This is a genomic window from Nocardia sp. CS682, assembly GCF_004634405.1.
Lineage (GTDB): Bacteria > Actinomycetota > Actinomycetes > Mycobacteriales > Mycobacteriaceae > Nocardia > Nocardia ninae.
On record NZ_CP029710.1, the window covers coordinates 8,606,545 to 8,618,970 of the forward strand.

The window sequence follows — 12,426 nt, forward strand, 5'->3', positions numbered from 1 at the left end:
TGGCAATGAGGTCGGATTCGGTCCTCATTGCGCGCCATACTGAAACAGTGACCGAGACCGCCGCGCGACTGCTGCAATTGCTGTCACTGTTGCAGACCCGCCGGGAATGGACGGGCCCTGAGCTGGCCGAACGCCTCGGCGTGACCGTACGCACGGTGCGCCGCGATATCGAGCGGCTGCGGGAACTGGAGTATCCGGTGCACGCCAGCCTCGGCGCGGTCGGCGGCTATCGCCTGGAAGCGGGGACCGCCTTGCCGCCGTTGCTGCTCGACGACGAGGAGGCGGTGGCGATCACCCTCGGCCTGCGCAGCGCCGCACAGGGCTCGGTCGCGGGCATCGAGGAGTCGGCGGCGCGGGCCCTGGTCAAACTCCAGCAAGTGCTGCCGTCCCGGCTGCGCGGCCGGGTGGACGCCATCGACTCGGCGACGGTCTCGCTGGGTGGCCCGGCCACCGGGCCGCGGGTCGACCCGCAGACCCTGGTCGTCCTGGCCGCCGCGGCCCGCGACGGCGAGCGGATCCGCTTCCGCTATCGGGACAAGGGCGACGCGCAGACCAAGCGATTCGCCGAGCCGCACAGCCTCGTCTCCGCGGGCCGCCGCTGGTATCTGGTCGCCTGGGATGTCGATCGGGCCGATTGGCGGACCTTCCGTGTCGATCGGATCGAGGCCCCCTTTCCGACCGGAGTGCGGTGCGCGCCAAGGGAATTACCCGCCGCCGATGCCGCGGCCTTCGTCACCGCTCAGCTCGCCCACTCCCGGCCGGCCCGCCGCGTGGTCATCCTGGTGCACGCCTCGGCCGAGCAATTAGCCGAGATTTTCCGCGTGCGACCCGAAGAGGTCGAGCCGATCGACGATCGCAGCTGCCTGATCCGCACCAGCGCCGACTCGCTGGAGTGGACCGCCCTGCGGATCGCCCACCTCGGCGTGGAGTTCGAGGTGCGGGAACCGCCGCAGATGCAGACCATGCTGCGCGATCTCGGCGCCAAACTCCTTCGGGCGGCGGGAGATCCGCAGGACGACGAGCCGAGATGACGCCCGCAAGTTGCCCGAGCCTGCCGCAAACTGAAAGGCGACCGGTACCCCTGTTTTCAATACCCGTATACAACCGGGCGTGCGTTGCTATCGTTCCGCCATGTCGAACACGGCGGGCGAGCGTTTGGATGCCGAGGCGCCCGTGGAAGATCGGCCCTCCTTGCTGGAGGTCGATGATGAGGAGAAGCCCGCCCGGGTACTGACCGGCTGGGCCGAGCGGATAGTCGCGGTGACGTCGTTCGTTGTCGCGATGTTGGTGGTGTGGCAGGTATTTCGGCCGTTGCCCCAGGGCAGCCAGTACTACCTGGTGGTGTTCCTGGCGGCGACCTTGCCGGTGGTGTTCCTGGCGTACCGGTCCGGCGTGCGGGTGCTCGATCGAGCCGACGGACCCGGCGTCTTCGATTGGTTACTCGCCGTCGTCGCCGTGGTGGTGTGCCTGTATCCGGTGCTGCCGTTCACGATCGGCTCCGGCGGTGGTGGATACAACGCCTTCCTGGATCGGCAAGGACTGCTCGATCCGGTCGACGTCGGCATGGGCGCGGTGCTGCTGATCCTCGTGCTGGAGGCGTGCAGGCGCACGACCGGATGGGTGCTCGTCGCGGTCTGCCTGGTGTTCGTGGCGTACGGGTATTACGGCGGTTTCCTGCCGCAGGACTGGACGATCGCGCACGCGGGCTTGGACTTCGGGCAGATCGTCGACGCGCTGTTCAACTCCGGCAGCGGGTTCTACGGCACGCCACTGGATGTCGCGGCCACCTATATCGTGCTGTTCACGCTGTACGGGGCCGTCCTCGAATTCTCCGGCGCGGCACAGTTTTTCGTTGACCTCTCGGTGGCCGCGTTCCGGCGCTCGCGCGGCGCCGCCGGGCGGACCGCCGTCGCGTCGGGCTTCCTGCTCGGCACGGTGTCGGGCTCCGGTACCGCGACGGCCGTGACGGTCGGCGCGGTTACCTGGCCGATCCTGAAGCGGGCGGGCTATCCACCGGAGCAGGCGGGCGGCATGCTCGCGGCCGCCGGTGTCGGCGCGATCCTTTCGCCGCCCACCCTCGGGGTCGCGGCGTTCATCGTCGCCGAGTACCTGGAGGTCTCCTACGTCACGGTGCTCGGCTGGGCGCTGATCCCGACGGTCCTCTACTACCTCGGCATCCTGCTGGCCGTGGAGATCGACGCGCGCCGATTGGGCACCAAACCGGTGGAGACGGACGGTGTTTCGGCGTGGCGGCTGCTGCTGCGCTTCGGTTACCACTTCTTGTCGCTCATCGCGATCGTCGTGCTGCTGCTGATCGACGTGAGCGCCACCCGCGCCGTCGTCTACGCGACCGTGCTGGCTTTCGTACTCTCCTTCCTCGACCCACGTACCCGCGCCAACGCGCGCTCGCCGCGGCGGGTGTTCTACGCGATCGGCAGCGGTGTGCGCGCCGCGTTGCCGGTGGTCGCGGTGTGTGCCTCGGCGGGCGTGATCACCGCGATGACGACCAAGACGGGTCTCGGCGCGCAGCTGGCCGCCCTGCTGGTCCGCGCGGCGCGAGCGTTGTCCGACAACCACACCGTGGTGCTGGCCTGCACCGTCGTGCTCGCCGCCATCGCGCTCGCACTGCTCGGCCTCGCGGTGCCGGTGACCGCGTCGTTCATCATCGGCTGGGCGATCATCGGACCCGCGCTGCTCGCGCTCGACGTGCCACCCCCGGCGGCCGCCATGTTCGTCTTCTACTACTCGGTGCTGTCGGAGGTGACGCCGCCGACGGCGCTGGCTGCGGTGGGCGCCGCCGCGGTCACCGGCGCGCGCACCGTGCCGACCATGTGGCAGGCGCTGAAGTACGCGCTGCCCGCGTTCCTGGTGCCGGTTGTTTTCGTGCTCACCGAGCCGGGCGAATATCTGCTCGGCCGCGGCCCGCTGCTGGGCATCCTGTGGGCCACGGCAGTCGCCTGCCTCGGTGTCGCGGGCCTCGCGATCGCCACCGGCGGCTGGATCCTCGGGGTCGGCCCCGCCCGGCCGGTCGCCAGGGCGCTGGCCGGCGTCGGCGGTCTGCTGCTGCTGTACCTGGAGACCGGCGCGCTCATCGCCGGACTGGTCGCGCTGAGCGCGGCCATCGGGATCACTCTGCTCACTCGAAGGAGGACGACATGAGAAGAGTCGCCGTAATTTTCGCTGTTGCCGCGGTATCGGCCGGTCTGCTCACCGGATGCGGTGGCCGCCGGGACGCGCCGCAAAACGACGCAGGGGGCGCCATCACCTGCGAGGTGAAACAGGAGACCAGGGTCGGCATCGCGACCGGCAACGCGACCGGCGTGTACTTCGCGCTGGGCAACGCCTACGCCGACCAGGTCGCGCAGGCGACCAACGGCAAGGTGAAGGCGACCGCCTCGGAAACGGGTGCGTCCGTGCAGAACATCCAGCAGCTGGTCGCGGGCAACTACCAGGTGGCGTTCTCGCTCGCCGACACCGCCGCGGACGCCGTGCTCGGCACCGGCAGCTTCGACGGCAAGAAGCAACCGGTGCAGGCGCTCACCCGCCTCTACCCGAACTACACCCAGGTGGTGGTCCGCGCCGACGCCGGCATCAACTCCGTCGCCGACCTGCGTGGCAAGCGCGTGTCCACCGGCTCACCGAAGTCCGGCACCGAGGTGATCGCCCAGCGCGTGCTGCAAGCCGCGGGCCTGAACCCGGACAGCGATGTCTCCGCCCAGCGGCTGGATCTCACCAAGACCGTCGACGGTATGAAGGACGGCTCCATCGACGCCATGTTCTTCTCCGGTGGTCTGCCGACACCAGGCATCACCGACCTCTTCACCTCCTCGCGGGACAAGGTCCGCTTTCTCGATCTCTCGAGTCAGCTCGACGCGATGCGCAAGGTGAGCCCCGTCTACGAGGCAGGCACGATCCCCGCCGCCACCTATGGCCTGCCGGCCGACGCCAAAACCATCGTCGTCCCGAACGTCCTGCTGGTCCGCGACGACCTCGACGCCGATCTGGCCTGTGTCCTGACCAAGTCGCTGTTCGACCGCAAGGCGCAACTGGAACAGGCGAACTCCGCGGCCAAGGGCATCACTCGCGACACCGCGCGCAACACCGACCCGGTTCCGCTGCACCGCGGCGCAGATCACGCACTGACCAAGTAGGAACTCGACCACCTCGCGAAGGCGGCCGGCTCGAGTCCGTGGCGAGCCGGCCGCCGGTGGTGGTCGACGATGCGGAGCACACGGTGCAGGTGCGGAGTGGGTCCGCGGCCGCTGTGGTCGCCGGCGCACGCCAGGGAGGATGAGATGAGGAAAGTGGCGATCGTTGTCGCCGTGGTGTCGGTGTCGGCCGGGTTCGTCACCGGATGCACGAAGAGTCAGGAGGGAACACCCACCGACTCGGGTGCGCCGGTCACCTGCACGGTGCAGGAGGAGACCGAGCTCGGCATCGCCACCGGCAACGCGACCGGTGTGTACTCGGCGCTGGGTAATGCCTACGCGGACCAGATCACGCTGGCCACCGGCGGCAAGGTGACGGCGACGGCCGCGGAGACGATGGCGTCGGTGCAGAACATTCAGCAGTTGGTGGCGGGGAAGTACCAGGTGGCGTTCGCGCAGACCGATACGGCCGCCGACGCGGTGCTTGGCATCGGCACGTTCGACGGGGCGAAGCAGCCGGTGCAGGCGTTGGCGCGGTTGTACCCGAGCTATGCGGCGGTGGTCGTGCGGGCCGACTCCGGCATCACCTCTGTTTCGGAGTTGCGCGGTAAGCGGGTGTCGACCGGCTCGCCGAAATCCGGCACCGAGATGCTGGCACGTCGGCAGCTGCGGGCGGCCGGGTTGAACCCGGACAGCGATATCGCGGTCCATCGCCTGGATCTCACGAAGGCAGTCGCCGGGATGAAGGACGGGTCGCTCGATGCGCTGTTCTTCACCGGGGGCCTGCCGACGCCGGGCCTGGTCGAGCTGTTCAGCTCGGGCGGGGACAGGTTCCGCTTCCTCGATACGTCCGATCTGCTGGCCGGGATGCGCATCCTGAGCCCGGTGTACGAGGTGGGCGCTATTCCCGCCGCTGTCTATGGACTGCCGGAAGACGTGCCGTCCATCGTCGTGCCGAATGTGCTGTTGGTGCGCGACAACTTGGATGCGGACGTGGCCTGTGTGCTCACCAAGGCGCTGTTCGATCGGAAGGCTCAGCTGGAGCAGGCGAACTCCGCGGCCAAGGGGATCGTCCGGGACCATGCGCGCGAGACGAACCCCGTGCCGCTGCACCGCGGGGCAGAGCACGCACTGGCCAACTGACAGGGGCCGTGGGGAGGCCTGATGGCCGCTTTCGGATGAAGTTGCGGTGGTCTGAGTCACATTCGCGTGATTCAGGCCGATCGCCGGCCGATGTCAGGGGCCTTGACCTGCGAATTCTCGGGCTGCGCAGGCGATTTGACGTGGCGTTCTCCGCCGCGTAACTTTATCCAAGTCAGAGCGACACGGACACCGACCCGGAGCCGAGAAGCACAGCGGAGACGCTGCGCGGATGGACCGGGAAACGAGGTAGGACGAGGAGCGCCTGACACTCACACTAGCTCTACCGGTACCCCGATTTCACGTCGGGTTCATGGCTGAGCTAAGCTTGAAAAGTTGCCTCACCGATCGACCGGGCCAGCCCCGCGAGATGGTGTGTGCGTGTGTTCTTTGAGAACTCAATAGTGTGTCGATGAATGTCAGTGCCAATTATTTAATTGGTTCCGGCTTCTCATACCCCCCGGTTGAGAGGTCGGACATTTAGTCAGCAAATTTTTTTGCTGGCGTTTTGTTTTGCTAGGTTTTCGGACTCTAGTTATTCTTCTGATTGACCTCTTCGGAGGTTGGTTGAGAGTCTTCAACGGAGAGTTTGATCCTGGCTCAGGACGAACGCTGGCGGCGTGCTTAACACATGCAAGTCGAGCGGTAAGGCCCTTCGGGGTACACGAGCGGCGAACGGGTGAGTAACACGTGGGTGATCTGCCTCGCACTTCGGGATAAGCCTGGGAAACTGGGTCTAATACCGGATATGACCATGGGATGCATGTTTCGTGGTGGAAAGATTTATCGGTGCGAGATGGGCCCGCGGCCTATCAGCTTGTTGGCGGGGTAACGGCCCACCAAGGCGACGACGGGTAGCCGACCTGAGAGGGTGACCGGCCACACTGGGACTGAGACACGGCCCAGACTCCTACGGGAGGCAGCAGTGGGGAATATTGCACAATGGGCGAAAGCCTGATGCAGCGACGCCGCGTGAGGGATGACGGCCTTCGGGTTGTAAACCTCTTTCGACAGGGACGAAGCGCAAGTGACGGTACCTGTAGAAGAAGCACCGGCCAACTACGTGCCAGCAGCCGCGGTAATACGTAGGGTGCGAGCGTTGTCCGGAATTACTGGGCGTAAAGAGCTTGTAGGCGGTCTGTCGCGTCTTCTGTGAAAACTTGGGGCTCAACCTTAAGCTTGCAGGCGATACGGGCAGACTAGAGTACTTCAGGGGAGACTGGAATTCCTGGTGTAGCGGTGAAATGCGCAGATATCAGGAGGAACACCGGTGGCGAAGGCGGGTCTCTGGGAAGTAACTGACGCTGAGAAGCGAAAGCGTGGGTAGCGAACAGGATTAGATACCCTGGTAGTCCACGCCGTAAACGGTGGGTACTAGGTGTGGGTTTCCTTCCACGGGATCCGTGCCGTAGCTAACGCATTAAGTACCCCGCCTGGGGAGTACGGCCGCAAGGCTAAAACTCAAAGGAATTGACGGGGGCCCGCACAAGCGGCGGAGCATGTGGATTAATTCGATGCAACGCGAAGAACCTTACCTGGGTTTGACATACACCGGAAACCTGCAGAGATGTAGGCCCCCTTGTGGTCGGTGTACAGGTGGTGCATGGCTGTCGTCAGCTCGTGTCGTGAGATGTTGGGTTAAGTCCCGCAACGAGCGCAACCCTTGTCCTGTGTTGCCAGCGCGTAATGGCGGGGACTCGCAGGAGACTGCCGGGGTCAACTCGGAGGAAGGTGGGGACGACGTCAAGTCATCATGCCCCTTATGTCCAGGGCTTCACACATGCTACAATGGCCGGTACAGAGGGCTGCGATACCGTGAGGTGGAGCGAATCCCTTAAAGCCGGTCTCAGTTCGGATCGGGGTCTGCAACTCGACCCCGTGAAGTTGGAGTCGCTAGTAATCGCAGATCAGCAACGCTGCGGTGAATACGTTCCCGGGCCTTGTACACACCGCCCGTCACGTCATGAAAGTCGGTAACACCCGAAGCCGGTGGCCTAACCCCTTGTGGGAGGGAGCCGTCGAAGGTGGGATTGGCGATTGGGACGAAGTCGTAACAAGGTAGCCGTACCGGAAGGTGCGGCTGGATCACCTCCTTTCTAAGGAGCACTTCTCCACGGACACCCACACAGGTGGGATGTTAAACGTCTTGTGGCAGAGACCGTTTCGGATGCATACGTCATCCGGCGGACGCTCATGGGTGGAACACTGACTGACTCTTCTCACGTATCGATCGGTCGTCATGACTGGTCGGTGAGGGGATATATCGGCACACTGTTGGGTCCTGAGAGAACACGCGAGTGTTTCTCTGGGCAAGATAACGACAGGATCGGGTCTTCGGTCATACCGCAGGGGTTTTCCTCTGGCTGGTGCCGAGTCGAGATCGGATCTTGTGTGTTGTTTGAGAACTGCACAGTGGACGCGAGCATCTTTGTTAGTAAGTGTTTAAGAGCGTACGGTGGATGCCTTGGCACCAGGAGCCGATGAAGGACGTAGGAGGCTGCGATAAGCCTCGGGGAGCTGTCAACCGAGCTGAGATCCGAGGATTTCCGAATGGGGAAACCCAGCACGAGTGATGTCGTGTTACCCGCATCTGAATATATAGGGTGTGTGGAGGGAACGTGGGGAAGTGAAACATCTCAGTACCCACAGGAAGAGAAAACAATTGTGATTCCGTGAGTAGTGGCGAGCGAAAGCGGATGAGGCTAAACCATGTACATGTGATACCCGGCAGGGGTTGTGTATGTGGGGTAGTGGGGCTCACTTTCTTCATTCTGCCGGATGGAGCGGGAGTCAGAAACCGTTGTGTTAGTCGAAGTGGTCTGGAACGGCCTGTCGTAGAGGGTGAGAATCCCGTAGACGAAAACTCAACGGCTCTTGTAGTGAGTACCCGAGTAGCAGCGGGCCCGTGAAATCTGCTGTGAATCTGCCGGGACCACCCGGTAAGCCTGAATACTCCCTGGTGACCGATAGCGGACTAGTACCGTGAGGGAAAGGTGAAAAGTACCCCGGGAGGGGAGTGAAATAGTACCTGAAACCGTGCGCTTACAATCCGTCAAAGCCTGCGAGTGCTTTAGTGCACTGTGGGTGATGGCGTGCCTTTTGAAGAATGAGCCTGCGAGTTAGTGGCATGTGGCGAGGTTAACCCGTGTGGGGTAGCCGTAGCGAAAGCGAGTCCGAATAGGGCGATACAGTCGCATGTTCTAGACCCGAAGCGGAGTGATCTACCCATGGCCAGGGTGAAGCGACGGTAAGACGTCGTGGAGGCCCGAACCCACTTAGGTTGAAAACTGAGGGGATGAGCTGTGGGTAGGGGTGAAAGGCCAATCAAACTCCGTGATAGCTGGTTCTCCCCGAAATGCATTTAGGTGCAGCGTCACGTGTTTCACGCCGGAGGTAGAGCTACTGGATGGTCTAGGGGGCCTACAAGCTTACCGAAATCAGCCAAACTCCGAATGCCGGTGTGTGAGAGCGTGGCAGTGAGACTGCGGGGGATAAGCTTCGTAGTCGAGAGGGAAACAGCCCAGATCGCCGGCTAAGGCCCCTAAGCGTGTACTAAGTGGAAAAGGATGTGAAGTCGCGAAGACAACCAGGAGGTTGGCTTAGAAGCAGCCACCCTTGAAAGAGTGCGTAATAGCTCACTGGTCAAGTGATTTTGCGCCGACAATGTAGCGGGGCTCAAGTACACCGCCGAAGCCGCGGCACTCCAACAATACATCCGCATCGTTCTACGGGACGGTGTGCAGTGGTTGGGGTGGGTAGGGGAGCGTCCTATAGCCATGGAAGCAGCAGGGTGACCTAGTTGTGGAGGCTATGGGAGTGAGAATGCAGGCATGAGTAGCGAAAGACGAGTGAGAAACTCGTCCGCCGAATGACCAAGGGTTCCTGGGCCAGGTTAATCCGCCCAGGGTGAGTCGGGACCTAAGGCGAGGCCGACAGGCGTAGTCGATGGACAACGGGTTGATATTCCCGTACCCGTGTATCCGCGCCCATGATGAATCAGTTGTGCTAAGTGTCCAAATCCTCCGAGAAGACCTTCGGGTCTCGAGTGAGGGGCTGCACATGACCCCGGCTGGTAGTAGTCAAGCGATGGGGTGACGCAGGAAGGTAGCTGGGCCAGTCAGTGGTTGTACTGGTGTAAGCCTGTAGGGCGTGGTGTAGGCAAATCCGCACCGCATATAGCCTGAGAGGTGATGCGTAGCCGATTGAGGCGAATTCAGTGATCCTATGCTGCCGAGAAAAGCCTCTAGTGAGTTGGTACACGGCCCGTACCCCAAACCGACACAGGTGGTCAGGTAGAGAATACTAAGGCGATCGAGAGAACTGTGGTTAAGGAACTCGGCAAAATGCCCCCGTAACTTCGGGAGAAGGGGGACCATTTCTGGTGACGGAATTTACTTCCTGAGCTGGGGGTGGTCGCAGAGACCAGTGAGAAGCGACTGTTTACTAAAAACACAGGTCCGTGCGAAGTCGTAAGACGATGTATACGGACTGACGCCTGCCCGGTGCCGGAAGGTTAAGAGGACCGGTTAGCGCCTTCGGGTGCGAAGCTGAGAATTTAAGCCCCGGTAAACGGCGGTGGTAACTATAACCATCCTAAGGTAGCGAAATTCCTTGTCGGGTAAGTTCCGACCTGCACGAATGGCGTAACGACTTCTCAGCTGTCTCAACCACAGACTCGGCGAAATTGCATTACGAGTAAAGATGCTCGTTACGCGCGGCAGGACGAAAAGACCCCGGGACCTTCACTATAGCTTGGTATTGGTGTTCGGTACGGTTTGTGTAGGATAGGTGGGAGACTGTGAAGCGGGCACGCCAGTGTTCGTGGAGTCATCGTTGAAATACCACTCTGATCGTATTGGACTTCTAACCTCGGACCATGATCTGGTTCAGGGACAGTGCCTGGTGGGTAGTTTAACTGGGGCGGTTGCCTCCTAAAATGTAACGGAGGCGCCCAAAGGTTCCCTCAGCCTGGTTGGCAATCAGGTGTCGAGTGCAAGTGCACAAGGGAGCTTGACTGTGAGAGCGACAGCTCGAGCAGGGACGAAAGTCGGGACTAGTGATCCGGCACCGGCAAGTGGAAGCGGTGTCGCTCAACGGATAAAAGGTACCCCGGGGATAACAGGCTGATCTTCCCCAAGAGTCCATATCGACGGGATGGTTTGGCACCTCGATGTCGGCTCGTCGCATCCTGGGGCTGGAGTAGGTCCCAAGGGTTGGGCTGTTCGCCCATTAAAGCGGCACGCGAGCTGGGTTTAGAACGTCGTGAGACAGTTCGGTCTCTATCCGCCGCGCGCGTCAGAAACTTGAGGAAGGCTGTCCCTAGTACGAGAGGACCGGGACGGACGAACCTCTGGTGTGCCAGTTGTTCCGCCAGGAGCACCGCTGGTTAGCTACGTTCGGAAGGGATAACCGCTGAAAGCATCTAAGCGGGAAGCCTGTTCCAAGATGAGGTTTCTCACCACCTTCGAGTGGTTAAGGCCCCCCACAGACCATGGGGTTGATAGGCCAGAACTGGAAGCCCGGTAACGGGTGCAGGTGACTGGTACTAATCGGCCGAGGACTTACCAACAAAGAAGCTACGCGTCCACTGTGCAGTATCTGAAACAACACACAGACACTGCAGCAGACACACACTGTCTGCGAACCCCCTACCCGGGGGTTTCGCTGATGGATCGTGTCAGCGCTGCTGTGTGGATAGTTTCATAGAGTTACGGCGGCCATAGCGGCAGGGAAACGCCCGGTCCCATTCCGAACCCGGAAGCTAAGCCTGCCAGCGCCGATGGTACTGCACTCGACAGGGTGTGGGAGAGTAGGACACCGCCGGAACATCATTCACGAAAGCCCCCCAGCCCAGCTGGGGGCTTTCGTCGTTCCCAGACCAATCCGCTACTGAACAGCGGCGAACCTCGGCTCGGGGCTACTTGCGAAGGGGGCGGCGGGCGCCGAGTTCGGCGGTCTCGGCCGCCGCGCGACCGTCATCCCAACCGTTCGCATTGGGAATGGAGACACCGCGATTCCGGACCTCCGGGAATAGCGAATCGAATGCTTTGTCCACCTGCAACTGACGGGAAGCGAGCACCGGCAGCAACCGCGCAGAGTCCATTGAGTTGGCGATAGTGCTCTCGTTTGCCGCCGCCAATCGCTCACCGATCCGCGTGGCGTAGGCGATGAGGAACGACTTTCGATACGAACGGCTGCGTGAGTCTGCACTGCGCTCAGCCTGATTGCCGCTGGCGATCATTGCCCTGGTCGCTTGCACGAGCAATGAAGTCGTCAACAGCTCCACGACATCCAGATCGTTCTCGTCGCCGACGACCGTCATGAACCCCCACGCGGACGAAAAGATCGCCCGGCAACGGTTGGCTTTGGTGGCCACATCGACCAACAACGCCTTGGCATCGACGTACGGCGTATCCAGCCAAATCCTGCGGGCACCAGGCAGATCCGGCACGGAGGTGTCCGCGTCGACCAGTACGCGGTCCACCGCGTACTTGGTCATCAATTCCTGTGCTTTTGCCGACAGCGTCTCGGCCTCCTCCGGAAACGACGTCGACTCGGCTTTCGCCAGCAACCCCCGCACCCGGCTCAGTATCTTCTCGTCCACATGGTGATGACCCGCGGCACTCGGTCGCGCGGTCCCGGGCAGCGGGCGGATGAGCTCCAACTGCGGCAGCCGGATCAACAGCGCCAACGCCTCGACCACGGTGGTGAGCGCTTCCTCCGCAGTCAGCAGATGCTTCACCGCCCATTGGCCGAGGTGCGGAGCGGACTCCGACCACCACACGACAGCATCGAGCTCGTCGAGCTGCGCACGCCACGTCTCGTCTACCGACGCGGCGGCGAACGGGCGCATATACGCGGCGATCACATCGGTCAGCAGCGCCACCGCATACTCGTCGAGATGCCGCCGCGCAGCCTGGTGCACATCCTCGGGCAGCTAGCCGTACTGAAAGATCCGCGAAATGATGTGCTGTCCCGCAAGGTGCGCACCGTGTTCCGCCTGCGGCGTCAGCGCCGCACGCCCGACCACCACGGTCGCACAACGCCGCGCCGCCGTGCCAACGCCTTGCGCGTACTCCATAGCGGCAGCCATCACCGCGTTGGCGATCTGCTCCGCATCCGCCGGCACGGCAGATCC

The 12,426-nt window shown here is 62.6% G+C and carries 6 protein-coding genes and 3 rRNA genes; 7 read left to right on the top strand and 2 right to left on the bottom strand.

Translation table 11 applies throughout. The features are described from left to right. Positions 1 to 47 precede the first annotated feature (47 nt). The 7 genes from DMB37_RS38955 (at position 48) to rrf (ending at position 11,114) form a co-directional block, all read left to right on the top strand. Positions 48 to 1,031 carry a YafY family protein gene (locus tag DMB37_RS38955; protein ID WP_135237006.1) on the top strand — a complete coding sequence of 328 codons (984 nt, stop codon included), beginning with the start codon at positions 48 to 50 and terminating at the stop codon, positions 1,029 to 1,031. A 100-nt stretch (positions 1,032 to 1,131) separates the two neighbouring features. Then, the gene (locus DMB37_RS38960; protein WP_135237007.1) at positions 1,132 to 3,159 is read left to right on the top strand and encodes a TRAP transporter fused permease subunit; all 2,028 of its coding nucleotides are present in this window, start codon (positions 1,132 to 1,134) and stop codon (positions 3,157 to 3,159) included. Next, positions 3,156 to 4,151 carry a TAXI family TRAP transporter solute-binding subunit gene (locus DMB37_RS38965; protein WP_135237008.1) on the top strand — a complete coding sequence of 332 codons (996 nt, stop codon included), beginning with the start codon at positions 3,156 to 3,158 and terminating at the stop codon, positions 4,149 to 4,151. The genes DMB37_RS38960 and DMB37_RS38965 overlap by 4 nt, the downstream gene beginning before the upstream one ends. Before the next feature lie 144 nt (positions 4,152 to 4,295). After that, positions 4,296 to 5,291 (top strand): TAXI family TRAP transporter solute-binding subunit, encoded by a 996-nt coding sequence (locus DMB37_RS38970; protein WP_135237009.1) that lies wholly within the window; start codon positions 4,296 to 4,298, stop codon positions 5,289 to 5,291. Positions 5,292 to 5,865: 574 nt separating this feature from the next. Beyond that, positions 5,866 to 7,384, top strand: a 16S ribosomal RNA gene (locus tag DMB37_RS38975). 336 nt (positions 7,385 to 7,720) lie between these two features. Next, positions 7,721 to 10,857, top strand: a 23S ribosomal RNA gene (locus tag DMB37_RS38980). Positions 10,858 to 10,997: 140 nt separating this feature from the next. After that, a 5S ribosomal RNA gene (gene rrf, locus DMB37_RS38985) occupies positions 10,998 to 11,114 on the top strand. The 16S, 23S and 5S rRNA genes sit together here, the layout of an rRNA operon. A 91-nt stretch (positions 11,115 to 11,205) precedes the next feature. Here the strand turns inward: rrf and DMB37_RS38990 are convergent. Both DMB37_RS38990 and DMB37_RS41125 read right to left on the bottom strand, forming a co-directional pair. Continuing rightward, positions 11,206 to 12,213 (bottom strand): DUF2786 domain-containing protein, encoded by a 1,008-nt coding sequence (locus tag DMB37_RS38990; protein ID WP_206055125.1) that lies wholly within the window; start codon positions 12,211 to 12,213, stop codon positions 11,206 to 11,208. 12 nt (positions 12,214 to 12,225) lie between these two features. Further along, a complete protein-coding gene (locus tag DMB37_RS41125) occupies positions 12,226 to 12,417 on the bottom strand; it encodes a hypothetical protein (protein ID WP_206055126.1) in 192 nt (63 codons plus the stop codon). Positions 12,418 to 12,426: the final 9 nt, after the last annotated feature.